At 41.2% G+C, this 22,136-nt stretch carries 32 protein-coding genes; 25 read left to right on the top strand and 7 right to left on the bottom strand.

What is annotated here, in order from left to right; translation table 11 throughout:
- The first annotated feature begins 4 nt into the window (after positions 1–4).
- The 12 genes from KJS52_RS16865 to KJS52_RS16810 all read left to right on the top strand — a co-directional run bounded on the left by KJS52_RS16865 (position 5) and on the right by KJS52_RS16810 (position 9,582).
- Positions 5–973 carry an XkdQ/YqbQ family protein gene (locus tag KJS52_RS16865; protein ID WP_444980914.1) on the top strand — a complete coding sequence of 323 codons (969 nt, stop codon included), beginning with the start codon at positions 5–7 and terminating at the stop codon, positions 971–973.
- Complete coding sequence (locus KJS52_RS16860) at positions 973–1,278, top strand: DUF2577 family protein (RefSeq protein WP_213517407.1); 306 nt, start codon at positions 973–975, stop codon at positions 1,276–1,278. Before KJS52_RS16865 ends, KJS52_RS16860 begins: the two co-directional genes overlap by 1 nt.
- Before the next feature lies 1 nt (position 1,279).
- Positions 1,280–1,723, top strand: a complete 444-nt coding sequence (locus KJS52_RS16855) for a DUF2634 domain-containing protein (RefSeq protein ID WP_213517405.1) — start codon at positions 1,280–1,282, stop codon at positions 1,721–1,723.
- Positions 1,716–2,762: a baseplate J/gp47 family protein gene (locus KJS52_RS16850; protein WP_213517403.1), complete on the top strand. Its 1,047-nt coding sequence runs from the start codon at positions 1,716–1,718 to the stop codon at positions 2,760–2,762. Before KJS52_RS16855 ends, KJS52_RS16850 begins: the two co-directional genes overlap by 8 nt.
- The gene (locus tag KJS52_RS16845; protein WP_213517401.1) at positions 2,755–3,300 is read left to right on the top strand and encodes a putative phage tail protein; all 546 of its coding nucleotides are present in this window, start codon (positions 2,755–2,757) and stop codon (positions 3,298–3,300) included. The genes KJS52_RS16850 and KJS52_RS16845 overlap by 8 nt, the downstream gene beginning before the upstream one ends.
- On the top strand, positions 3,293–6,268 hold the full coding sequence (locus KJS52_RS16840; protein WP_213517639.1) for a pyocin knob domain-containing protein: 2,976 nt from the start codon (positions 3,293–3,295) through the stop codon (positions 6,266–6,268). The genes KJS52_RS16845 and KJS52_RS16840 overlap by 8 nt, the downstream gene beginning before the upstream one ends.
- Positions 6,269–6,280: 12 nt before the next feature.
- Positions 6,281–6,550 (top strand): hypothetical protein, encoded by a 270-nt coding sequence (locus KJS52_RS16835; protein ID WP_213517399.1) that lies wholly within the window; start codon positions 6,281–6,283, stop codon positions 6,548–6,550.
- Positions 6,551–6,583: 33 nt separating this feature from the next.
- Positions 6,584–6,859, top strand: coding sequence for a hemolysin XhlA family protein (locus KJS52_RS16830; protein ID WP_246563680.1), 276 nt, complete (start codon positions 6,584–6,586; stop codon positions 6,857–6,859).
- A gap of 24 nt (positions 6,860–6,883) precedes the next feature.
- Positions 6,884–7,147 (top strand): phage holin family protein, encoded by a 264-nt coding sequence (locus KJS52_RS16825; protein ID WP_213517397.1) that lies wholly within the window; start codon positions 6,884–6,886, stop codon positions 7,145–7,147.
- On the top strand, positions 7,147–7,962 hold the full coding sequence (locus tag KJS52_RS16820; RefSeq protein WP_213517395.1) for a peptidoglycan recognition protein family protein: 816 nt from the start codon (positions 7,147–7,149) through the stop codon (positions 7,960–7,962). Before KJS52_RS16825 ends, KJS52_RS16820 begins: the two co-directional genes overlap by 1 nt.
- Before the next feature lie 212 nt (positions 7,963–8,174).
- Positions 8,175–8,606: a Panacea domain-containing protein gene (locus KJS52_RS16815; protein WP_213517393.1), complete on the top strand. Its 432-nt coding sequence runs from the start codon at positions 8,175–8,177 to the stop codon at positions 8,604–8,606.
- The gene (locus KJS52_RS16810; RefSeq protein ID WP_213517391.1) at positions 8,590–9,582 is read left to right on the top strand and encodes a hypothetical protein; all 993 of its coding nucleotides are present in this window, start codon (positions 8,590–8,592) and stop codon (positions 9,580–9,582) included. Before KJS52_RS16815 ends, KJS52_RS16810 begins: the two co-directional genes overlap by 17 nt.
- A 71-nt stretch (positions 9,583–9,653) precedes the next feature.
- Here the strand turns inward: KJS52_RS16810 and KJS52_RS16805 are convergent, their stop codons facing one another.
- The 3 genes from KJS52_RS16805 to KJS52_RS16795 all read right to left on the bottom strand — a co-directional run bounded on the left by KJS52_RS16805 (position 9,654) and on the right by KJS52_RS16795 (position 11,460).
- On the bottom strand, positions 9,654–10,106 hold the full coding sequence (locus KJS52_RS16805) for a hypothetical protein (RefSeq protein ID WP_213517389.1): 453 nt from the start codon (positions 10,104–10,106) through the stop codon (positions 9,654–9,656).
- A 5-nt stretch (positions 10,107–10,111) separates the two neighbouring features.
- Positions 10,112–11,047: a tyrosine-type recombinase/integrase gene (locus KJS52_RS16800; RefSeq protein WP_213517387.1), complete on the bottom strand. Its 936-nt coding sequence runs from the start codon at positions 11,045–11,047 to the stop codon at positions 10,112–10,114.
- Between the two features lie 65 nt (positions 11,048–11,112).
- Positions 11,113–11,460, bottom strand: coding sequence for a hypothetical protein (locus KJS52_RS16795; RefSeq protein WP_213517385.1), 348 nt, complete (start codon positions 11,458–11,460; stop codon positions 11,113–11,115).
- A gap of 153 nt (positions 11,461–11,613) precedes the next feature.
- Between KJS52_RS16795 and KJS52_RS16790 the strand changes: the two genes are divergently transcribed.
- On the top strand, positions 11,614–11,811 hold the full coding sequence (locus KJS52_RS16790) for a helix-turn-helix domain-containing protein (protein ID WP_213517383.1): 198 nt from the start codon (positions 11,614–11,616) through the stop codon (positions 11,809–11,811).
- Between the two features lie 259 nt (positions 11,812–12,070).
- Here the strand turns inward: KJS52_RS16790 and KJS52_RS16785 are convergent, their stop codons facing one another.
- The 3 genes from KJS52_RS16785 to KJS52_RS16775 form a co-directional block, all read right to left on the bottom strand.
- Complete coding sequence (locus KJS52_RS16785; RefSeq protein WP_213517381.1) at positions 12,071–12,388, bottom strand: hypothetical protein; 318 nt, start codon at positions 12,386–12,388, stop codon at positions 12,071–12,073.
- A gap of 1 nt (position 12,389) precedes the next feature.
- Positions 12,390–12,620 carry a hypothetical protein gene (locus KJS52_RS16780; protein ID WP_213517379.1) on the bottom strand — a complete coding sequence of 77 codons (231 nt, stop codon included), beginning with the start codon at positions 12,618–12,620 and terminating at the stop codon, positions 12,390–12,392.
- 79 nt (positions 12,621–12,699) lie between these two features.
- Entirely contained in the window at positions 12,700–12,912 is a 213-nt protein-coding gene (locus tag KJS52_RS16775; protein WP_213517377.1) for a hypothetical protein, read from the bottom strand.
- Between the two features lie 115 nt (positions 12,913–13,027).
- Between KJS52_RS16775 and KJS52_RS16770 the strand changes: the two genes are divergently transcribed.
- From KJS52_RS16770 to KJS52_RS16735, 8 genes are all read left to right on the top strand, one after another.
- Complete coding sequence (locus KJS52_RS16770; protein ID WP_213517375.1) at positions 13,028–13,231, top strand: transcriptional regulator; 204 nt, start codon at positions 13,028–13,030, stop codon at positions 13,229–13,231.
- Positions 13,232–13,311: 80 nt separating this feature from the next.
- Entirely contained in the window at positions 13,312–13,509 is a 198-nt protein-coding gene (locus KJS52_RS16765; protein WP_213517373.1) for a hypothetical protein, read from the top strand.
- Complete coding sequence (locus KJS52_RS16760) at positions 13,494–13,829, top strand: YolD-like family protein (RefSeq protein ID WP_213517371.1); 336 nt, start codon at positions 13,494–13,496, stop codon at positions 13,827–13,829. Before KJS52_RS16765 ends, KJS52_RS16760 begins: the two co-directional genes overlap by 16 nt.
- Positions 13,823–14,035, top strand: coding sequence for a hypothetical protein (locus KJS52_RS16755; RefSeq protein WP_213517369.1), 213 nt, complete (start codon positions 13,823–13,825; stop codon positions 14,033–14,035). The genes KJS52_RS16760 and KJS52_RS16755 overlap by 7 nt, the downstream gene beginning before the upstream one ends.
- Before the next feature lie 17 nt (positions 14,036–14,052).
- Positions 14,053–14,280: a hypothetical protein gene (locus KJS52_RS16750; RefSeq protein ID WP_213517367.1), complete on the top strand. Its 228-nt coding sequence runs from the start codon at positions 14,053–14,055 to the stop codon at positions 14,278–14,280.
- Positions 14,281–14,637: 357 nt separating this feature from the next.
- Positions 14,638–15,357 carry an ABC transporter ATP-binding protein gene (locus KJS52_RS16745; protein WP_213517365.1) on the top strand — a complete coding sequence of 240 codons (720 nt, stop codon included), beginning with the start codon at positions 14,638–14,640 and terminating at the stop codon, positions 15,355–15,357.
- Positions 15,354–16,088 (top strand): ABC transporter permease, encoded by a 735-nt coding sequence (locus KJS52_RS16740; protein WP_213517363.1) that lies wholly within the window; start codon positions 15,354–15,356, stop codon positions 16,086–16,088. The genes KJS52_RS16745 and KJS52_RS16740 overlap by 4 nt, the downstream gene beginning before the upstream one ends.
- A gap of 9 nt (positions 16,089–16,097) precedes the next feature.
- On the top strand, positions 16,098–16,841 hold the full coding sequence (locus KJS52_RS16735) for a MerR family transcriptional regulator (RefSeq protein ID WP_213517361.1): 744 nt from the start codon (positions 16,098–16,100) through the stop codon (positions 16,839–16,841).
- Positions 16,842–17,360: 519 nt separating this feature from the next.
- On the opposite strand, the gene KJS52_RS16730 is transcribed toward KJS52_RS16735, so the two are convergent.
- Complete coding sequence (locus tag KJS52_RS16730) at positions 17,361–18,398, bottom strand: alpha/beta hydrolase (RefSeq protein WP_246563677.1); 1,038 nt, start codon at positions 18,396–18,398, stop codon at positions 17,361–17,363.
- Between the two features lie 247 nt (positions 18,399–18,645).
- Between KJS52_RS16730 and KJS52_RS16725 the strand changes: the two genes are divergently transcribed.
- From KJS52_RS16725 to KJS52_RS16710, 4 genes are read left to right on the top strand one after another with little or no spacing between them, the layout of a single operon-like run.
- Entirely contained in the window at positions 18,646–19,551 is a 906-nt protein-coding gene (locus tag KJS52_RS16725; protein WP_213517353.1) for an ABC transporter ATP-binding protein, read from the top strand.
- 26 nt (positions 19,552–19,577) lie between these two features.
- The gene (locus tag KJS52_RS16720) at positions 19,578–20,321 is read left to right on the top strand and encodes an ABC transporter permease (RefSeq protein ID WP_213517351.1); all 744 of its coding nucleotides are present in this window, start codon (positions 19,578–19,580) and stop codon (positions 20,319–20,321) included.
- Positions 20,322–21,494: a sensor histidine kinase gene (locus KJS52_RS16715; protein WP_213517349.1), complete on the top strand. Its 1,173-nt coding sequence runs from the start codon at positions 20,322–20,324 to the stop codon at positions 21,492–21,494.
- Positions 21,495–22,100: a response regulator transcription factor gene (locus KJS52_RS16710; protein WP_213517347.1), complete on the top strand. Its 606-nt coding sequence runs from the start codon at positions 21,495–21,497 to the stop codon at positions 22,098–22,100.
- The last annotated feature ends 36 nt before the right edge of the window (positions 22,101–22,136 follow it).

Raw genomic sequence — 22,136 nt, 5'->3', positions numbered from 1 at the left:
GGACATGGCACATGAAATCATTCTTGCAAAAGGCAAGCTGCAAACTAACATTACGAATGCATGCAGCAATATAACTTGGTCTAGCCATATCGATGCATTAGGGGTGGAACTAAGCTTTGATATGGCTAGAGGTGCTTATAGTGTTGAGACTGGCGACCAGCTCATTTTACTGAGCAATAAACAGCCGCTTAATTATTTTGTAGTGGTGACAACATCAAGAGATGGACAAAACAATTTGACTGTAACTGCCTTTGATCGCGCTTGGTATCTCAACAAAAATGAGACAATCATACAGTTCAAAAAAGCTTCCGCTTCGGATGCTATAGGAAAATTGTTAGATAAGTTTGGTGTGAAGCATCGTATCGCAAAAATGAATACGCTCATCAAGAAGATTTATAAAGATCAGACGGTGAGCGACATTATTTTAGATATACTCGACCAAGTGCGCCAAGAAACAGGGCAGCAGCACCGCATGGAAATGGATAAAGATACTTTAGTCATTGAGCGGCAAAGTGAGCTGCTAATTAACCCTTATATTAAGCTGAGCGGTAACACCTATTCCTTTCCGATTGCCAAAACAGTGAGCAATCCAAGTGTGGAAAGAAGCATAGAGGATATGAAAAACAATGTTATCGTCGTTGCTGACGGTGATGATCGGACAAAGGTATATACAACATTACAGGATGCCAGCAGCATTGCTAAATACGGCCTGCTAACCGAGGTTGTAACGGTGGACGATAAAAACCGCGCCCAAGCTCGAAACATCGCAAAAACAACGCTCACCGAACTCAATAAAGTTAATGAGAGCGTGTCATGTGAGCTGCTAGGTCATGACGACGTGCGGGCTGGAAGAACAATTGAATTAAATGAGCCGAATATAGAAATGGTTGGTAAATACTTAATTATGAGCGCCAGCCATACCATCAGCAACGGTATACACAAAGTTGCTGTCGAGTTGAAAGGGGTGAGGTGATGGAAGCATGGGAACTAGAAATGGTCAAAATGTTTAACGATAGCAAAAACAAACCCATTGCTGCAGGCTTTATTGTTGGCAAGGTAATTAAACCATTACCCAATATCACCGTAGCCGTTGGCGACGATATTTTGCTAGATAAAGAGGATTTATTTATTGCCAATCAGCTTTATTTTAAGCACACTCATCAAGCAAATGAGTATCATACGCCTGTTCCAAAGCCTTTAGCCATTGGCGATGAGGTCATATTAATACCAGATTCGAGTGGGCAAAAATATGCCCTGATCGATAAGGCGGGTGAATGACATGTTTCCAGTGGTAAACTACGAGCCAGATAAAGAAGGCAGCCAACAACAGGGATTAGGATATGTTTTGAAGTTTGATTTTGAGCAACGAAAATTTGTTTTTGCATCGGGAAAACCTGTTGGTGCATCGTATGAGGATGCAATCAAACAATGGATTGACATGGTGCTGCTTAGCGAGCAGGGGAAATATAAAGTATACGGCGATATTGATTTTGGACTTAGCATCAGTCAATTTATCGGGCGCAAGGATCTTCCGATCAGCACCATAAGCAGTGAGGTACGCCGACAGGTAGAGGAGCAGCTTACAAAACACAGCGAGATTGTATCTGTTGATGATTTTAATTTCGAGCGCCAGGACAATAAAGCTGTAATAACCTTCAGCGTACAGACAGTCAACGGAAGCCTGATCGAAGGGCTGGAAAGTGAGGTGCTGTTTAGTGGATGAGCTATTACAACAGCTTTTAGACAATATTAGTGACGCATACGATAAGTCAGCGGGCTATATTGTGTACGATCTACTCAAAGCATTTGCCATAGTAATGAGCGATTATGACAGCGAGTTTGAGAGACTAAAGACATTGTATGACGTTGACAAGCTCACAGGGGCGCTACTCGCTACCTATGTATACCAACGCAAAGGGATTGAGCGTAACCCTGCAACACATGCAATTGGCACACTGTTAGTTACTGGTAGTGGAACAATTAATAAAGGCGACCTATTCGAGACGGATTCCGGAATACAATTTCAAGCGACTGAAACTAAAGTAATCAGCGGCAGCGGAACTGTTGCAATAGCCGCTGTATTGGCTGGTGAGATTGGTAATGTTGGGGCTAATCAAATCACACAAATGCCTGTAACGTTGTCCGGCATAACATCAGTGACCAATCCAGCACCTACCTACGATGGCTTTGCAGCTGAGTCGGATGACAGCTTGCGCGAGCGTTATTACTTGGCTGTACGCACGCCAGCGACCAGCGGTAATGTTAACCATTATAAGCAGTGGGCGACTTCTGTCGCAGGCGTAGGCGGCGTTAAAGTGTACCCGTTGTCGAGAGGAGATAACACCGTAACATTAGTCATTATCGATCAAAACAAACAGCCAGCAAGCGCCGCATTAGTCGCAGCAGTACAAGACTATATTGACCCTAACAGCGAGGGATTAGGATACGGTCAAGCTCCAATAGGGGCTTTTTGTTATGTCGAGAGCGCTGTAGCATTATCCATCAACGTATCAGTGACAATAAGTAAGGACAGCAACTACACAGATGCACAGGTACATGACTTAGTAGTACGAGCATTAACTGATTACCTAAAATCAATCGCGTTTGAATCTAATTATGTCAGCTATGCAGCCGTTGGTAATGTCATATACAACTGCGAGGGAGTGCTGGATTATAGCAACCTAAAAATTAACAACACGACCAATAACGTTAGCATAGGAGACAAACAGGTTGCTGTTTTAGGTGGTGTGACAATTGCGTAAAGAGCAGATTATAAGATCGCTACACAAAATATTGCGCAGCGATCCATTTGTAAATGATATGGCCGGAAGCGTAGGAAAAAAACTTGATGATACGGACAAAGAAATTGTCGTATATCAGGAGCAAATTGACATCCAAAAAGCCACATGGGCGATTCCGCTGTATGAATACGAACTTGGAATACCGACCGATTTGTCTAAGTCATTAGCAGACCGTAGAGCTGTTATACTAGCAAAAATGCGAGGAGACAGCGGGAAAATTGGTGCAGAGGAAATTAAGGTTATATCGGACAGCTGGACAAACGGAAATGTAGAGGTTGGCTTTAGTGAATCCACTATTAAAATTAAATTTACTAGTGGACTAGGCACGCCCGAAAACATTCCAGATTTACAAGAAGCGCTAGAAGCTGCGATACCAGCACACCTTAAAATATCTTTTAGTTTCCGCTATCTGCTTATAAAAGAGGTACAGGCTATGACAATTGCACAGATGGACAGCACAACATTAGATAAATTTGCAGGAGGTGTAAGCAATGGCTAGTCATACACCGAATTTGGATTTGTTAAAGAAAGACCCAGTTGCGGACGCTAATGATACATTTAACATCGAAACAATGCTAAATGACAACTGGGATAAGATTGACGCTGCATCTGGTCCTGGAAGCGCCACTGACGAAAAAATCGGTGATCGCACGATAAACGATACCAATCAACCGAGGGCGACCACAGGTAAACTCACTACACTGTTAGGTTATTTGGCTTTTATGATTCGGGTTATCATCGGAAAAACCAATTGGTACAGTGTGCCAGCGACTAATTTAGAGGCAGCAAAAGCCCATATGGATGATACGACTATACACGTCACTGCCGCCGAGCGTACTAACTGGACTGCCAAAGCAGATAAGAACGGGACGCTACAAACTAACTTGAATGCCGACCTTTTAGACGGACAACATGGAAGTTATTATGCGGCAGTTGCCGCAGCTCAGATGAATAAGCTGACGCTCGATAACGGTACGCTTTCAAGGTATTCAGGTGACTTAAATAATTTAAATACAGTAACTAGAATCTACTATTGCAATTCTACCGCCACAAATAAACCCGTAGGTTTTGTAGAAGGTTTGTTAGAGGTTTTTAGACTTGTGGATGCTACAAATAGAACAATTCAACGAGTAACACAAGCAACCGGTGTAAGGAGCTGGGTTCGAGTTGGGGTTGATGGAACATGGGGAGATTGGATTGCAGACCCAATAAATGACGGCATTCTTCAAGTTAATCTTAATTCTGAGTTACACAATGGATGGAAAATATTTACCACGGTAAATGAAATTTCTTCTACTCTAAATAGTTCTAGCACTATGCAGGATATAGCAGCGGCTATGCCAGAGAAAAGTAAACTTCATATGTCAATACACTCAAACAATAACACTGCTCTTGGCATTAGTTTTGTATCTGGAATTTTGTATCTTGAAAAATTTGGAGCTTCGAGAATATACGCTTATGCTTTTTCTATGACAGGTATTTTCTTATTTGGTAGTTTTCTTACCACTGGAGCGTGGGGAGGTTGGAGAACAGTTGCTTCATCAGAATCTCCTACATTTACAGGCATTCCGACAGCTCCTACTGCTGCAGAAGGTACAAACACAACACAATTAGCTACAACAGCATTCGTTCAAAGAGCTGCAAATAATGCTGAATCTAATGCTAAATTTCCTGCTATTGCGGCAAAACTTGTAACTGATCCACCATCTTCTTATCCAAATGGATATAGCATTTTTCATATAAATACACCTGCTAATGGCTGGAATAATGCTTATGCCATAGTTGAAACTATAAAATCAACATCTAGTAGGATAATGCAGTTTGTATATCCAACACAATCCAGTAGTGGTAGTAATAATATATTTTATAGACTACAAACTACAACTACTTCGGACACTTGGAGTGAATGGTTTGAATTACCAAATAATAACTCTCCCACTTTTGCGGGAATACCAACTGCTCCAAAACCTTTAGCTACAAGCAATGATAATCAATTAGCAACTACATCATGGGCTAGAGATCGCATGAATGAAGCACTCAATTTAGCTAAAGACTATGCAACAAATATGGTTGCAACTACAAGCTCTGCTGATCCAAATACCACCCAGGAGGCTTATATTGTTACTAACCATGCAAATGGTCCCGGTGGAGGTAGTGGAATGTACTGGCATGTATATACCTATTTCTATTCAAGTAAGACAGGAAATAGAGGGCAGATAGCTTTATCGTATAATAACACTACCAACACAAGGTTATTGATTAGAAGTTCCTTTAGCGGAAATTGGACAGATTGGAGAGAAATTGCATCCTTAGACTATGTAGATAGTAAAGTTAACGCAACAAAAATTCCTTCTGGCGCAGATTTAAACACTTATACAACTGAAGGTATTTTTTATAATAATAGCAATGCCGAAGTAGCAAATATATCAAACACACCAGTTAATTTAGCATTCAGTTTAAGAATTGAAAGACATGCAGGAGTAGTGCAAAGATTTACAACGTACGCCCATGATAATTTAAGATGTTTTGAAAGAAATTATTATGGAAGTTGGGGGGCGTGGAAGGAAGTATTTTATAAAGAAAATGCTACATCATCGAAAGATGGTTTAATGTCCTCAACTGATAAATCTAAATTAGATGGCATAGCAGCAGGAGCACAACCTAATCCTGGGGTGGCCACTACAAGCGCAAATGGACTTATGAGCGCTGCAATGGTAACGAAACTTAACGGTATCGCAACAGGGGCAAATAACTATGTGCATCCAGCAACACATCCACCAAGCATTATTGCACAGGATGCAAGTAATCGTTTTGTTTCGGATGCTGAAAAATCAACTTGGAATGCAAAAGCATCCACGGCTGTCGTAACAACATCAGCTAATGGTTTGATGTCAGCAGCGGATAAAACAAAACTCAACGGCATCGCAACGGGCGCACAGGTGAACAGAACTATAGCCACGCAAGCCCAAGCAGAAGCAGGCACAGACAACGCAACGGATATGACACCTCTTAGAGTTAAGCAAGCGATCACTAAAAATCAATCCGACTTTTACGAACAAGGAACTTGGACACCAACCTTAATTGCTGGTTCAGCAACTGGAATTACGTACAACCATCGATTGGGGGCGTATACTAGAATAGGGAAATTGGTTACTATTCATTGCTCAGTATCAATATCAAACAAAGGTACTAGCGACATAGGAATTGTAAAAATTGAAGGGCTTCCTTATAAGGTCGCATTAAATACATCCTCTTTAGGGATGTATTACGGTTTCAACATTGGAATTGTTCACGGATTGGATGTTCCCGAAGGGGCGCAATTTGGAGCTCAAGTGATACAGGGAGGAACTAGCGTGGAGTTGAAATATAATGGCCCAAGTTTTGTAGCTATTTATAAGGCAATTAGGGGCACTAACCTAACCAATACATCCCGTTTTGATTTTCAATTTTCATACTTAATAGATTAAGGAGGCGCAACCATGATTACTAGATACACATTGGATATGCTTAGTGAGCATAGTGTCAGCGTAAAAACGCAAAAGGTCATCGAAGTTGAAGGCGTAGAGCATCTGCTTGGCGAGCCGCACCGCAAAGCGTACCTAAACAGTGCATCAGGTAGATTAGAGGTGCAGGCAGAGCTGCCGGAAGCTCAGCAAAATGCAATCTTTGCCGTATGGGGAGATAGCCCGACCGTTACAGAGCAAAGTCCAGAGCAAAATACAGATGATGACGAGACCGCTACAGAGTAGGTCTTTTTTTATTGCCTAAATGGGGGTGGAGCAGTGAATCAAGAGCAAGCGTTAAACGACATCAATGTAAAAGTAGGGCGCTTGGAAGCTATGCAGGAAAATAGCACAAAAGCGATTACTGACATGGCAGCCAGTGTAAATAAGCTCGTAGAGAAGCTTGATGTATCAGACGATGTGGCGAAAGAAGCTTTAGAAAAATCGAAATCAGCCCATAAACGGCTTGATAAGATCGACAAAATTATTTATTGGGTAGCTACCACAATTATTGGAACTGTGGTAGCGGCCTTACTAGCTTTAGTAATCAAATAACGAATAACGAAGGGATGATGAACAATGGATTGGAATATTGTACAAGGACTTATCGAAGCAAGACTATTGATTGTATTGGCGGCATGCTGGGTGATTGGCTTCACGCTCAAAAAAACGCCTAAAGTGCCTGACTGGACTATCGTCTATATCGTCACTGTAGCGGCTGTGCTGCTCTCTTGCGGCTTGTTAGGCTGGACGGTCGAGACGATCATACAGGGCGTTATAACAGGCGCGTGTGCCGTTTATGGGCATCAGCTTGTTAAGCAATCTACAAAGGGTGATGCGTGATGCAACGCAAGGGTAACTTTTTGTTGATGGACATAGGCGAGTTTAGGGGCTGGCTGCAAGGCCAGTCTATCGCTCGTACAATCAATAAGCTGCATGTACATCATACTGCTGCGCCAAACTATGCCACGCGCCGGATGATTAACGGCGTGGCACAGCAAGACCATTTTACGTGTTTAGAGGGCATGCGTAACCATCATGTTAATAACAACAAATGGTCGGCCACAGGGCAAAACATAACTGTGTTTGAAGATGGAAAAATCGCAATAAGTCTTGACCGCGACCTCAATAAAACACCAGCTGGCATCTCAGGTGCTAACACAGGCGCATTGTGCATCGAGATCATCGGCAACTTTGACAAAGGCGGCGATACCATGACGCAAGCTCAGAGAGACGCTACAATCCATCTGTACGCCTGTTTATGTGAGCGGCTAAAGATTGTACCAAGTACAAATACAATCGTGTACCACGCTTGGTATAGCGCGTCTGGTGTGTACCTTGGTGACTACATTGCTGGCAAGAGCAGCAAGACATGTCCTGGCACTAACTTTATGGGAGTTGGCAATAGTATTGCATCAGCAAAGACTGTGTTTATTCCGTTGATACAAGATGAGTTGAAAAGGTTGAAGGAAGGGGATGAGGAAGAAATGAAATTGTCTGATTCGGAATGGAAAATGCTCGAAAACAACATCGCCAAAGCACTTGATAAGAAAGTGATTAGTGACCAGAAATGGCTCGAAAAGGTGCAGAAACGAACGATCACTAATAGTGAATTAAACTGGCTTAATAACGTTATTGCGATGCGGCTGCTTAAGTAGATTGTGTGATTGCAACCAATCAACAAAAACAACCTAATTTTTGCAACCAGCCCTGCTGCCTTTTGGCGGTGGGGCTTTTTTTGTTTTCGTTGCAGTTTTAATTCATGTAGTTGGGTTGTGCTGCCTATGTACAAAATGACCCTATTATGCAATAATTATGGTAACACTAAGAACGGTTGTTCGCAAAAATACATATAAAGGAGGAATTGTCTATGAGCATGAGAAAATTTGCCGATCATGTGATTGCTGTAGCCAATTTAGAAGGAGACAGAATCAGTAACTTGCAATTACAAAAAATTATGTATTTTGCAGTCGGTGATTTTATCATAGAAAATGGAATTACTCCTCAACTTAGACGTATGTACGACGAACCATTTGAAGCTTGGACCTACGGTCCTGTAGTGAGGTCTCAGTATTTTAGATTTTCTGGTTTTGGTAGATACCCGATTTTTTCAGATGGCAATTACGATGTAGATTATGAAGATTTTGATAAGCACATAATAAAATATCTCGACGAAAATATAAATGTTTTGGTTGAGGAAAGTCATGAGCACAGCACGTGGTGGAACAATAAAGAAAAGATAGCCAGACAAGAGAAAGTAGTATATTCATTGGAGAATATAGCAAATGACTTTAGTGAATAAAGATGAAGTAAACATTAACACACAACTTATGGATGTACTAATAAGAATCCAAGGTGTTATAAGTAAAATACCTGTAGATGAGTTAGACAATTTGGATGATCTCATTATACGATTGCATGACATAATCGAGACACTAGACATTGTAATGCTTCCATATCCAGTGATCACGCAATTTGTATACGAAAATAAATCCCATGACCTGTTATATATGGTTCATTCAATTCAAGATAAGTATAAAGCATATTGCGAGGATGAAGTTTCGGACAATTTTAATAAATTCCTTAAAATGGTTGCACATTTTGAACTTGCACAACAGCAAAAGAACTATCTCTATAAACAACAGGCTGAGGAAATATTAAAAATTCATGAGCGAAGCATGGAACTTGATGCTCAATTCAAAAAACAACAAGAAGAATTTGAACTACAGTTAAAACACCTGGAAAAGCTTGAAAAAAAGTTGAGTAAACTTAACTCGAATGTTAAAGGGGCAACAACACAATTCATTAGCATTTTAGGTATTTTCGCAGCTATTCTTTTAGGTTCGTTTGGGGCAATGCAGGGATTCACAAGCTTATTCAATAATGCTCAAAATATGAGTATAGGTAAGTTGCTGATCATTAGCTCTGTCGGTGCTTCGTCGGTTATTTTGATATTATTCTTTCTGGTAAATTCCATTGCAAAACTTACAGATAAAAATTTAAGTAGTTCAAAAGATGATAACTCGTCCTTAATAGCGCGATACCCAGTAATGACTTTATCCTATGGAATCATCGTTTTAATCAGTCTTATTGGTTCCGCTTTAGAATTAAGCAATTATCCACTTAGGCTTTCCATATATGGTCTTTGGTGGATATTACCTTTATTGTGGACATGCTACTTTATTTATTCAATACACAAAAAGTCTTTTCTGTGGTTTTTGAACAGAAAAGAAAGAAGCGATGCCTTAGAAAAGCAAAGTACCAATGTAGATATATAATGGTGTACTAACCACTGCTAAAGTAGCAGAACAAAGCCCCTCTGCAAGAAGGAGGGGCTTTGTTTCTGAATTTATGACCATCGACTTGGTTGGTGGGGCATAAAGTAATATTTACGTTCATCTACGGCATACTGAGCCATAGCTTTAATGGCTGCTCGACGGAATGGTCTAATATGCTTAATTGCATACTCAATCATCTCCCCCTGTATACCATGAGAAAAACTCCTGTCTCTTACTTTATCTCCATCGTAATCTCTTGCCGCTAGCATCGGTACAGGTAAATGCCTACCATCAGGGAACTCAACGCAAACATAGTACAAATTATCCGTTTTTAAGTCCGCATATTCCCATTCATCAGAAGAATCAAAAGAACGCTGTACAAACTCCAAATCATAAGCATCATTACAGTCCGCTAAAATTTCTAGTGACTTACAGAGCTTAGCAGCATTGTATAGCTCTGACGCAGCCATCGTCATAATCTTACCCGCAATAAGACCTCTCAAATATTCGTTTAGTTTAGCCATGGTCATCACTCCATAGATATTTTTATATTTTTGCAAGGATTACATGTGTCATATGCATCAGTTAAATCAACGCTCCATAGTTGCACATATTTATTGGTCATGGCCATAGACTCATGCCCCATAATCCGACTTAATGCGATTTGATTGCCGTCATTGACCACCCAAAGTTTTGCGAAAGTATGCCTGAACGTATGCGGGCTAACTCGCATCTGATCGATGTTGTATTTAGTGCCAAGCCGTCTTTTAGCAACTCGTAATGCATCACGAATAGTTGCTGGTGACAGAGGCTTGCCATATCGTGATGCAAACAATAAATCATCTTTGTTCAGATTATATTTTTGAATGTAGATTTGGAGTAATTCGCGCAGTTCTGGAGAAAACGGAACGATTCGTTCTTTATCACCTTTTCCAAGAACGAGCATAACGCGATATTTGAAATCAAAGTCACTAATATTGAGTCGTAAGGCTTCACCAATTCTCAACCCTGTCGATGCTAGTAAGTATAGGATTAGGGTCATGCGATCTCTGTAATACTCGTCCTTCCTAGTTTCTCTTACGGCATCGATAATAGCCTGCAATTGTTCAGCAGTGAACCCGTTAATGACTGTTTTACGAGGTTGAGGTCGGCGTATATCACCTACCAGTATTCCGATATATAGACCTTTTTCATTTAAGTACCGTTCCAACTTTTTTAAAAATTGAAAATGCTTAAGGATGGTACTTTTAGATAACAACTGATTAGGTTTCTGGTAGCTCGGACGTTCATTGAGGCGAATCATATATTGCCGGCTAACATCAACGGATAATGTGTCAAAATCAACACCTATCTCCAAACAGAACCTAGCAAACTCTACAAATGCAAAACGGAGGTTACGGATCGTACCATCCGTTAAATTGTCACTTTTGAGCCAATTGCAAAAATCGTCCTCGTACTGTATCATCATATCCTCCATATGTTATAATGGGGGAGAATAACAGAGGGGCAACTCTGCTATTCTCATAAGTCCTACTCTGCCGGGTGGGGCTTTTCTTTTTGTAATTCTTCCAGTGCTGCGATGTAAACCGCAGGTTGATCATCAAAGTCGTAATCACCTGCTTCATTAATTGCAGCATAAACAATTTCGGAGCCGTAAATCGTGATTAGTTCTTGTTTCTTTTCTTCCAGCTCCTCGTGATCTGCAAGTGCCTTTTTCCAGTAATCGAAGGTGCTTTGATCGCACTCATAAGCATCGACCTCCTCGTTATAGTGAAAAAATTGCAAGCCGTCCTGATTACCGATGACATCTTGCGCACAGTTAACACCATTGAAATTAAACTCCAACTTTTCAAACTTACCATTAACGTAAACCTTCATTCTAATCATCATCTCGAAAATATATTCAACTTCTTGTAATTAATATACAACATCACGAATTTATTGTCAACTATGTTCGCGAAATTATTTTCAAGAAGTTGAAATTATCGCCAACATTGTGTATTATAGTTACAAGATTTGTGAGGTGATGACGTGATAACATATAAGCCACTGCGACATTTATTGATAGAGCGAGACTTAGCAAAAACTGAGTTTGCAAAAATGGTAGGCTTGGCGCCAGGAACAGCGTCAAAACTATGGAAAGATGATTATGTCGCATTAGAGGTTATTGACCGCATATGCGAGGTGCTAGACTGTGAAATATCTGATGTTGTACAGCGCGTAAAATAGAGACAAATAGCCCCTCTGTAAATTAGAGGGGCTATAGAATTACTGGTTGCAAGATTCAGTTGTAGGATTTATTTTTTCTTCGGCGGCTCACAATCCGACATTTGCCGCCTTCGTTATCGTCGAATATGTCCATGATGGATATTGCGTCAAACATCAGCATAGGTACGATCAGATTGCCATATACGGCGTAGTCTAAGTGTTTTAACTGCTTTAGTCTGCTCATAGTTAATCACTCCTTGAAGGGGCTAAAGCCCCGATTTTATTCTTTAGGCAAGTAACTGTCTACATCGTCAGAAGGTGCAATATTCCATTCTGGAAGAGCATCTATCCATGTAAAATCACCTTCGCTTAATGCTTCCCATTTTCTTTCTGAAACGTTATGTAATTTGTGTTTATTAGGCTTGCGTTCAATTCTGATCTCCATCCAATCACCGTTTTCGTTTTTCCCTTTGAAAAACCAGTAATCAGTGTCAGGCGAAAGTAGCGATCGAACCTTATCCATGTGTAAGACGTTTAGAACATAATCTTTTGCGGACTCTTTTGACAGTACCTTTACCATCGATCCCAAGTTATCCATATCAGTGAACCCTCCCCGAATTAATTTCTCGAATGACCTTTCTATTCCAAATCGGCTGAGTAATGGAAAGATATTTCTCGACGTCTCCTTGCTCAAAGCAGTTGAGTAATTCCATTCTTTCTTCAGTAGTCATTTCCTGCATAATTTCAATTAAAAACCCTTTAAAATCGTCAAGTAATTGTTCATCTTCACGTTGTTGCTTAGCAGCAGTGAAACTAATGATATGAGCCATACTCAAGCCCTCCCAGTTTATTAATCAAAGCTTTTATGTTAAGATTGGGAGGAGAGGGCCGCTAACCCTCTCCAACACTTTACTTGCTTTTGCGCTGATCAGTGATCTTGTTATGCAGGTCATAAGCGCGCTGTTCGTTGTCCGTTAGTGCGTAACGTTCAACGACTTTTGAAACTTCTTGCCGGAACACTTCCCGCGAAATGCGTCCAAGTCCCATTTGGTCGCGTAACACTCGCAGGAGGTGTTCTCTTTTTTGCATTTTTTCAAATGCTTTAGCCGTTAAATTATCCATATTGTTCTCACCTCCTTTCTATACTTTAATTATATACTCACGTGAGTATATTGTCAAGTGTTTTTATACTTGCGTTAGTATATTTTTTGGAGTATGATAATACAGAGGTGATTACATGGATAAAGAGAAAAAAGGTTCAGCAGCAACACGCGCCAAAAACAAATACAATGCCGCCAATTATGATAGACTATACCCTTATGCCCCTAAAGGGCGTAAGGCGGTGTATGAAGCCGCTGCCAAGCGCGCAGGGATGAGTCTAAATGACTTCATCATTACGGCGATTGAAGAAAAAATAAACAAAAAAGATCCCACTGAATAGAGAAGTGGGATCTTTTTTTAACTTGAAACAGAACAAGTGTTCGTATATAATAGCTTCAAACGAATGATGAGGTGATACGTATGCAAAACTACATTGGCAAGGACGTTCAACTTATTTATATTGACAATAAGCGCAATATATCTATCCGCAATGTCAAAGTGCTTGCTGCAGGAGATACACATTTTAAGGCGTATTGCTATCAAGCTAAGAGCGTGAGGACGTTTAACAAAAGCGGTGTAGTAGATATGGAGGTATTGCGGAAATGGCAGGCAAGCTAGAAGGAAATGGCGTTTGGGAATCATCTCGCATGATGCTGCCTGAACACGTCCAGGCGCTCAATGATTGGGCAGCTGAGCAGCAGCGCATGCCACGTAAGCAGCTGGCAGACCATGAGCTGGAGCAGATCAATCGAGCGCTGCAGCAGTCAATGCGTCATCGTGTTCCGCTTTGCATCAACTTGTATGATCCGTTTGAGCAATTGCGCGTTGTTGGAGTGGTGGAGAGTGTCAGCCGCTTATATGGACGTTTTAGAGTGGGCGATGATTGGTTTCCTGTAGAAGATATTCAAAGCATAGAGGTGGACGATGAGCCATGTTAGGAATACGAGACGATACCATTCGCAAAGTGTATACGGTGCTGTTTCACAGTCATAGGTATGAATGGTTTGGACTTGACGTAAAGCTCACTGCACAGCGATCTATGCGGAGTGAGCAGCAAGTTAAAGATGCGGTGAACTGGCTAGTCAAAGAACAGTATCTTAAGTGGGATAAAGAGCGGAATGTATTTATGGTTCCGTTCAAATGATGAAAGGTGGGTTTTTAATGAGAAGGAAATTTAGCGAGGAAGAAATTGAAAAGATGGTAGCCGCCTTTACAACAGTATCTGAAAGGGTACTTGAGATATATGAAAAGAGCGACGGGAATCCAGATGGCGAGCCGATTGAATGCCCAATGTGCGAAAAGAAGAAACTTCAATATTTTTGTGACTGGAACGGGAATAAACATATTCATGCGCATTGCGATCATTGCAACTGGCATGTGGCGCAATGAGAACTATAAAAGCTGCTACATTTAATGTGGCAGCTTTTGCATTTAGAATATGAATTATAGAATGAATAAATTAAAAACCTAATGATCATCCTTTGGCTTTAATCGTATTTTTACCAAGCTTCAAATTTATATACCTAACTGACAGGGTTTTTAACAGTGTAAGCTCGCCTCCACCATGTAAATCCACAACCGCAAGAGGTTGTGGATTTTTGCTATTCCAATATGAAATGCCAATGTAAATTGTGCAAGTTTCGAATAGTCAATTAGAATTGCAACGATTCAAACCCTCCACTATGCCACCACCCTATAGCTCTTTTGTTATAGTTACGTCCTAAGATTAATTTAGGAGGTTAGAACGTGGTACTGAAGGTTGAAAATTTGTCGGTTACGTATGGTCAGAAAACGGCAGTAGATCGGATTAGTTTTCAAGTAAAGCCTGGGCATGTATTTGGATTACTAGGTGCGAATGGAGCAGGAAAATCATCAACAATTGCTGCAGTGCTCGGTATTGAAAAAAGCACTCATGATGAGCTTGGTATAGTTGGTAAATCGCCAGTACGCAATCGAAAGGAGGTATTTCAACAAGTAGGAGTGCAGTTTCAAGAAACCAATTTCCAAGATAAATTAACCGTCTCCGAAGCATGCAGACAGTGGCAAGCACTTTATCGAAAATCGGCTGACTTACCTGCTTTACTACAAACCTTTGGGTTGGCAGGTAAGGAAAAGCAACTTGTTAAATTGCTTTCTGGTGGGGAGCGTCAGCGACTAGCCGTACTGCTTGCCCTCATTCCTGAACCGAAGCTTGTGTTTTTAGATGAACTGACAACAGGGCTTGATACTAAGGCTCGTCGTATGCTGTGGAAGCAGCTTTTAACAATGAAAGAAAATGGTTTGGCAATAGTTCTGACATCACATTACATGGATGAGGTTGAAGCGTTATGCGATGAGATATTAATTTTGCGTGAGGGGCAAACTGTCTTTCATGGAACAATTCAGGAAGCGTTAATCGCAAGTGAGAAAACAACGCTTGAAGACGCATATTTACTTTTTGCAGGTGAGGGGGAACACTGGGAATGAGTACAATGTTTGCACTTTTGAAAATCGAAGGTAAGCTCGTATGGAAAGGTATTGATATTTTGATTTTCGGTATATGCTTTCCGATCATTTTGGCAGTTCTGTTTGGTTACTTGCTTAGCAAAGAGGCATCGTCAGGCTCTTCTAACTTCGAATTATCTTACGCGGCTGTTATAACTATTGGCGTACTTGCAACGGGTGTAATGGGTCTACCGCTAACGATTGCTGATTATCGGCACCGGGGCATTCTGAAACGCTTCCAAGTGACGCCAGTATCGCCTTTACAGCTTTTGTTTGCACAAGGTCTAATTCAGCTTTCCTCTGCCCTTGTTTCATTCGTTGGTGTTACTCTTGTGTATTATTTATTTTTTGATTATCGATTAGCAGGTTCCTGGTTTATGTTTTTGAGTGTATATGCATTCGTTATTGTAGCCATGTACAGTATTGGTATTTTCATTGGCAGTGTCGTACCTGATCAAAAGGCAGCGAATATGTGGAGTTCTGTTGCCTACTTTACCATGTTATTGTTCTCAGGTGCGACGATTCCATATGAAGTGATGCCGCGCTTCGTTCAATTGATAATGGATATCCTACCTTTGTCACATGGTATTCATTTATTAAAAATGGTAACTACAGGTGAAGCCATGGCAGGTATGGCGGTGCCCATGTTAATATTAGGTATTTGTACGGTTATCAGCTTGGTTGGGGCGTTCAAATTTTTTAAATGGAAGTAGGGTTACGGGATGTACAAAACCAAAGAAATCGCAGCATTAGTTGGGGTACATCCCAACACCGTACGGATTTATGAAGACTGGAGATATATCTCATCTGTTCCGAGAGGCGAGAATGGCTACCGCATTTATTCAGACGTGCATCTATTTCAACTAAAAGTAGCTAGAGTCGCATTTCGTTGTGAAATTGTGCAGGGACTCATTCGGGAAAAGGCAAGAGCTATTGTAGAAGCTAGCGGTAGAGAGGATTTTGCTCAAGCACTGGAATATGCACAAGCCTATCTGTCACATTTAGAAAAAGAATATTATCGGGCATTAGAAGCTATTGAGCTTTCGGAGCAGTGGATGGGTGGATTAGAATCTGCATCTATTCAAACGTATACACGAAAAGAGGCTGCTCAGGCACTGGACCTTTCATCTGAGGTTATTCGGAATTGGGAACGGAATGGCTTGCTGACAGTCCCTAGACTTTCAAATGGATCACGCTCCTATACAGCGAAGGAAATAAAGCGATTGAAAATTATCCGTACACTAAGGGCAGCACATTATTCAATGAGTGCAATACTCCGGTTGATGAATAAAGCAGAAATAATACGGACAACTGATTTAAATATTAGGAAGGTACTCGAAACACCTGAAAATCATGAAGACATTATCTCGGTGACAGATCGATTAACTATTTCATTAGAGCAAGCCACTGAGTCTGCAAAGGAGCTTATAGTATTACTAAGGGAAAAACTGCACTTAGAGATATGACAAATCAGGTTTGAAGTTGGTAAAATATTGCGGCGAATTGTGGATTTGCACAGCCATGGTTCGCCTCCACCATCATGAACACCATCCGCATGAGGATGGTGTTTTTGTTATATGTTAATACTATAGGCCAGAGCATGTCGTACAGATGTTGTGAGATCGATGAATCATAATCATTTTCATGACGGAGAGGAACCGTTGATAACGGTATTCAATATGGATGGTCAAAAACTAACACCATGTAAACATCGGGCTTGGCGAGAAGTCGAGCGGTCGCGTGCCGTCTGGATTGATGAGCAGACGATTAAGTTGCTGTACAACTCGTTCATATTTCGAGACTATCAGCTTTGTTGGCGTATCATTAGAGCTAAATACAGACATCGGTCAATGTAAAAACGCGATTCTTAGTCAAGGGTTTAAATTGTTGTTTTGACCGACTAAAGTCTCTACAGGAATCGAAGAGATTCGTTTATTTTGCTGGTATTAAAATTGTGATTAGTGCGAAAAAGGTAAAGTATTATCTTATTTGCCAATAGCAGCACCAACATGCTTGATCAGAATATTTTCAATCTCTTTTGCATCGTCAGGGTGAAACATATGCGAAGACTTCTCAACCCAGAACAAATGTTTCGATTTCGTCGCATTCAAATGATCAAAATATGTTTGAACAAGACTGCCGTAAACATGAACATCTTTACGACCATGAATAAAGTATATAGGTATCTCGATTTTATTAGAGGACTTTATAAAATTTACCGTAGAAAAATCTTGGATCATTTGTTGTGTGAAAGAAAATAGGAAGCCTTTATAAAATGAATTGTAAATGTCCTTAAGCGTATAATCAGGTGAGTGAAGCATAATCTTTACAGCATCCAAAAGGCTGGGAGGTTGAATCTCTTTATCTTTATAGATCATGGAATTATATTTCATTAACCACTTTCTCAACTGCCCCCATTGCTTGAAGCTTTCGGTGTAGGGTGGTTCTCCTAATTGAGTCAATTCATCAACAGCTTTTTTGTGCCCGTTCTTTTTTGCTTCATTTATTGCCCATTCCCGACATAATCGGTCGTTTTCAGGCCAATCTACAATCTGAGAAATTCCTATGTAAGCATGTAATTTATCAGGTATTTTTGCTGCGAGGGTTAGACCGATAATGCTTCCCCACGAATGTGCGGCAATAACTATTTTATTTTGGTTAAAACGTTTCCTGAGATAATCTACAAGCTCCTCTGCGTCAGAAATGAACTGAGAGAGTTTTATTGATTCTGTAGGGATGCTTGGGTGATAGGACTTCCCTGTTCCTCTCTGGTCCCAAAACACAAGTACATAATGTTGAACGAGTTCCTTAGTGGTAGTTGCCACCGTATAATCCCGAGATCTGCAGCTTACACCTGGAAGCGGCATACTTGGACCTCCATGTAGGAATAGAAGCACAGGTTTGTCAATATGCTCGGCTTGTATTAATATGGATTGTTCAATCCCGCCAATGTACAATATCTCAACCTTACTGATTCCAGTTCCTGATATTTCAAATTCTCTCTTTCTTGAGAGCAACTTCAAATCGTACACCATCCTTGTTATATTTATGATCGGTCAGGATTATTTTACCATAATATGGCTTGCATCGGTGACATAAAAATCGTAACTACACCCGTAGAGGTCTAGAGGCCCTTCTTTTTTTGCTTTCTTTTTTCTGACATTTGTCATAATCGGCTTGTGACAACCCACACTAATTGAATCTCGCGCTTTTTCAATATAATGAGGACATCAAGTAACGAAAGAAGAAATTAGCGGAGGTTAATATATAATGAAAAAGGCGATAGAATGTATAAATCTAGTGAAGAAATTCGGCGACTACTGTGCCGTTGATCATATGAATCTCTCATTTGAGAAAGGTCAAATATCGGCACTGCTCGGACCGAATGGGGCAGGCAAGACGACAACCATTTCTATGATACTCGGACTGATCACGCCAACATCAGGAGAAGTTAAGGTCTTGGGGGTTCCGTCTGGAACAAAAGAATTACGGCAACGCGTCGGAGCGCTTATGCAGGATGTTAAAGCGGCAGATGGACTTACGGTCAAGGAAGTGCTTCAATTGTTCCGCAGTTATTATCGTAATCCGATGTCGCTAGAGCGATTGTTAGACATTTCTGGTCTCCACGCTGATCAGAAACGGCGCGCATCCTCCCTGTCTGGAGGACAACGCCGTAGATTAGCTTTTGCCCAAAGCTTGGCGGGGAATCCAGAGCTTCTCCTGCTTGATGAACCAACTGTAGGAATGGATATCGAGGCTCGTGGTCGCTTTTGGGACACCATCCAAGCGTTGGCAAATGACGGACGTACTGTGCTCTTAACGACACATCATTTAGAGGAAGCGGATGCTGTCGCAGATCATATCGCAGTAATTGCCAGTGGACAGGTTGTTGCGGAAGGGACTCCGGAACGTTTAAAAGCACAAACAACGCTTAGAACCGTTTCATTTAGAGCGGCGAACGCGCCAGCCCAGCAGGAATGGCTCACATTACCTGGTGTAGAAAAGGTAGAGTGCAACGGCGAGCGAATTCGTCTTTATGCCCAGGAGACCGATGAATTGTTATTTACACTGATGCAGTCTGAATGGGGAATTTCAGATATTGATATACAATCTGCCAGCTTGGAGGATACATTCCTAACTCTTACAGGTACACATAAATCAACGACTATACGATAAAGAACATTTTTAGGAGGAAATTAGCTATGTTACATATGTTTGTTGCACAGACCAAAGCAGAAAGTATACGAATTATCCGCAGTCCATTTTTCTTACTATTCTCTATTGCGATGCCGCTTGCTTTCTACTTTTTATTTGCGAGTATGAATGGGGTGGACAAATCGATTCAATCGACAACTTGGGGTGTCTTTTCATTGATGTCGATGACTGCATTCAGTTTGATTGGTACAGCCGTATCTCAATTCGGTATCCGTCTATCGTTCGAGCATCAAGACGGGTGGGTACGCTTGTTGAAGCTAACTCCACTGTCTCCTGCAGTCTGGATTGGCAGCAAAATTGTATCGCAAATGGCTGTTCATTTGATCGTAATTGTTGTTATATTTTTATCTGCTGGCCTTGTTCATGATATACAATTGACAGCCGGGCAATGGATTTTATGCGGATTATGGTTATGGATTGGCAGCATATCTTTTCTGGCGCTTGGTGCCTTGTTAGGAACGCTTAAAAATGCGAATACCTCCGTTGCAATCGGAAATGTATTACAGATGGGGCTTGCCATTGTGGGAGGGCTATGGATGCCGCTTAGTACTTTGCCAAGCTGGATGGGCTCGGTCGGGGAATGGCTTCCGTCTCACCGTTACGCCAACGGGGCATGGAATATGATCGCCGGAAAAACTCCAGCAAGTATTGATTTCATAATTTTGACAGGATGCGGTCTCTTCTTTATGCTACTATCAATCTATATATATAATCGACGGGATGCGGTTTAATTGAATAGAGAGAACTGGCGTCTCTTTCCAAAATCGGAAGGAGTCGCCCCTTATTTTTTGTTAACAAATTTAATAATCCCTATGTACTTTTTACTTTATGAGCCACCAGGTATACAGTGGCTTGGCTTTGTTCTGTTAGGCATATTTGTTCTATTGTTTCGACAATCCTACTTTTATGCAAAGTGGGCTACGCCAATATTGATAGTTCAGGTGGGTATACTTTTAATTTTAGCAGCTGTATTTCACCCTATGTATACATTTATAGGTTTTATGATAGCTGTTCCGCTTAGCAAACAAAAGCTGCCGATATTACTCTCTATAACGATTGTTTTTACTGTAGCTATGGGATTTATCGCTGTTCCTTACTTGGATCGGATGGGCATCCTATTATGGGTAGGGCTGGTGCCAATGTTTGGAATCTGTATTCTGCCGTATATTATTCGAACGTCGATCAGGTTTCAACAGAAGTCTGCTCGGTTGCGGGCAGAAACTGCTGAACGAATGGCACAGCAGGAGGAGCGCCAGCGGATAGCGCGTGAATTACATGATACATTGGGGCATACGCTGTCATTAATCGCACTAAAAGGGGAGGTCGTTGAGAAATTGGTCAATCGTCATCCCGAGCGAGCGATAGAAGAGGCTCGTGAAATACGAGAAACGGCACGAGCAGCCTTGAAACAAATGCGTGAATTGGTTACGGAGATGAAAGTCACCTATTTCGCTGACGAATATAAGCATGCTGTATCGTTATGTTCAGCTGCGGGCATATCGCTTTTATTTCAATATCAATCGATTTCAGATCCCAGAGCTTCTAATGTAGGGATGGAAGACGCTTTAGTGAGCAATCAGCTTCCTTTAACACCTTTGCAGGAGACGATTTTGGCGATGTGTTTTCGCGAGACGATTACTAATGTGGTTCGACATAGCCGAGCAACAAAGTGCAACGTTCATCTAAATATTCAGGAAGGGGAAGTTCGTGTATCTGTACGTGATGACGGTATTGGGGCAGATACGGAACAATTCTATACTAGCAGTAATGGCATTGCCGGATTACGGCAACGGTTGGTTATGATCGACGGACGCATGTCGCTATCTTCGTCCTCAGGCAAAGGGACAGAAGTCACCTTACATATACCTAGGGTAATACGAAATGAAAGGGTAGGTAGAGCTTAGATGATTCGTATTGTTTTGGCAGAAGATCAAAAATTATTAAGGGGAGCACTGGCAACTTTACTCTCGTTAGAAGATGATATTGAAGTAGTCGGTCAAGCTGAAAATGGGGAAGAAGTGATGTCCATGATTCAGCAATATGAACCAGATGTAGCTGTTTTGGATATTGAGATGCCACTGAAAACGGGGTTAGATATTGCGGAATTGGTTCAAAAAAATAAGTTAGCTTGTCGTGTAATCATTCTGACGACATTCGCGCGTCCTGGATATTTCCAGCGAGCTATGCAAGCAGGAGTTTATGGATATCTTCTTAAAGATACGGGCAGCGACGAACTGGCTGATGCGATTCGTCGGGTCTATGATGGGAAACGTGTCATCAATTCAGAATTGTCGCTCGCGGTATGGGATGATCCATGTCCATTATCACCCAGGGAGCGTGAGGTTATGAAGTTGGCTGCCCAAGGCTTAGTTCTTCAAGATATTGGAGCAAAGCTGTTTCTATCCTATGGAACGGTACGAAACTACATGTCAGAGGCGATTGGGAAGCTCGGGGCAAATACACGGATCGAGGCAATAGATATCGCACGCAGCAAGGGATGGTTGGATTAAGGAGCTATGAAAAAACTCTGACCGCTATAGTCAGAG

Origin of the sequence: Paenibacillus montaniterrae (genome assembly GCF_018403185.1) — a bacterium.
GTDB lineage: Bacteria > Bacillota > Bacilli > Paenibacillales > Paenibacillaceae > Pristimantibacillus > Pristimantibacillus montaniterrae.
The sequence above is the reverse complement of the archived record's forward strand: the minus strand, read 5'-3'. Positions and strand labels throughout refer to the sequence as shown.

Excerpts from the sequence above, each read along its gene's own strand:
- KJS52_RS16865 (WP_444980914.1), top strand. The coding sequence starts at position 5 with ATGGCACATGAAATCATTCTTGCAAAAGGCAAGCTGCAAACTAACATT.
- KJS52_RS16860 (WP_213517407.1), top strand. The coding sequence starts at position 973 with ATGGAAGCATGGGAACTAGAAATGGTCAAAATGTTTAACGATAGCAAA.
- KJS52_RS16855 (WP_213517405.1), top strand. The coding sequence starts at position 1,280 with ATGTTTCCAGTGGTAAACTACGAGCCAGATAAAGAAGGCAGCCAACAA.
- KJS52_RS16840 (WP_213517639.1), top strand. The coding sequence starts at position 3,293 with ATGGCTAGTCATACACCGAATTTGGATTTGTTAAAGAAAGACCCAGTT.
- KJS52_RS16835 (WP_213517399.1), top strand. The coding sequence starts at position 6,281 with ATGATTACTAGATACACATTGGATATGCTTAGTGAGCATAGTGTCAGC.
- KJS52_RS16825 (WP_213517397.1), top strand. The coding sequence starts at position 6,884 with ATGGATTGGAATATTGTACAAGGACTTATCGAAGCAAGACTATTGATT.
- KJS52_RS16820 (WP_213517395.1), top strand. The coding sequence starts at position 7,147 with ATGCAACGCAAGGGTAACTTTTTGTTGATGGACATAGGCGAGTTTAGG.
- KJS52_RS16815 (WP_213517393.1), top strand. The coding sequence starts at position 8,175 with ATGAGCATGAGAAAATTTGCCGATCATGTGATTGCTGTAGCCAATTTA.
- KJS52_RS16810 (WP_213517391.1), top strand. The coding sequence starts at position 8,590 with ATGACTTTAGTGAATAAAGATGAAGTAAACATTAACACACAACTTATG.
- KJS52_RS16805 (WP_213517389.1), bottom strand. The coding sequence starts at position 10,106 with ATGGCTAAACTAAACGAATATTTGAGAGGTCTTATTGCGGGTAAGATT.
- KJS52_RS16800 (WP_213517387.1), bottom strand. The coding sequence starts at position 11,047 with ATGATACAGTACGAGGACGATTTTTGCAATTGGCTCAAAAGTGACAAT.
- KJS52_RS16795 (WP_213517385.1), bottom strand. The coding sequence starts at position 11,460 with ATGAAGGTTTACGTTAATGGTAAGTTTGAAAAGTTGGAGTTTAATTTC.
- KJS52_RS16785 (WP_213517381.1), bottom strand. The coding sequence starts at position 12,388 with ATGGATAACTTGGGATCGATGGTAAAGGTACTGTCAAAAGAGTCCGCA.
- KJS52_RS16780 (WP_213517379.1), bottom strand. The coding sequence starts at position 12,620 with ATGGCTCATATCATTAGTTTCACTGCTGCTAAGCAACAACGTGAAGAT.
- KJS52_RS16775 (WP_213517377.1), bottom strand. The coding sequence starts at position 12,912 with ATGGATAATTTAACGGCTAAAGCATTTGAAAAAATGCAAAAAAGAGAA.
- KJS52_RS16770 (WP_213517375.1), top strand. The coding sequence starts at position 13,028 with ATGGATAAAGAGAAAAAAGGTTCAGCAGCAACACGCGCCAAAAACAAA.
- KJS52_RS16765 (WP_213517373.1), top strand. The coding sequence starts at position 13,312 with ATGCAAAACTACATTGGCAAGGACGTTCAACTTATTTATATTGACAAT.
- KJS52_RS16760 (WP_213517371.1), top strand. The coding sequence starts at position 13,494 with ATGGCAGGCAAGCTAGAAGGAAATGGCGTTTGGGAATCATCTCGCATG.
- KJS52_RS16755 (WP_213517369.1), top strand. The coding sequence starts at position 13,823 with ATGTTAGGAATACGAGACGATACCATTCGCAAAGTGTATACGGTGCTG.
- KJS52_RS16750 (WP_213517367.1), top strand. The coding sequence starts at position 14,053 with ATGAGAAGGAAATTTAGCGAGGAAGAAATTGAAAAGATGGTAGCCGCC.
- KJS52_RS16740 (WP_213517363.1), top strand. The coding sequence starts at position 15,354 with ATGAGTACAATGTTTGCACTTTTGAAAATCGAAGGTAAGCTCGTATGG.
- KJS52_RS16735 (WP_213517361.1), top strand. The coding sequence starts at position 16,098 with ATGTACAAAACCAAAGAAATCGCAGCATTAGTTGGGGTACATCCCAAC.
- KJS52_RS16725 (WP_213517353.1), top strand. The coding sequence starts at position 18,646 with ATGAAAAAGGCGATAGAATGTATAAATCTAGTGAAGAAATTCGGCGAC.
- KJS52_RS16720 (WP_213517351.1), top strand. The coding sequence starts at position 19,578 with ATGTTACATATGTTTGTTGCACAGACCAAAGCAGAAAGTATACGAATT.
- KJS52_RS16710 (WP_213517347.1), top strand. The coding sequence starts at position 21,495 with ATGATTCGTATTGTTTTGGCAGAAGATCAAAAATTATTAAGGGGAGCA.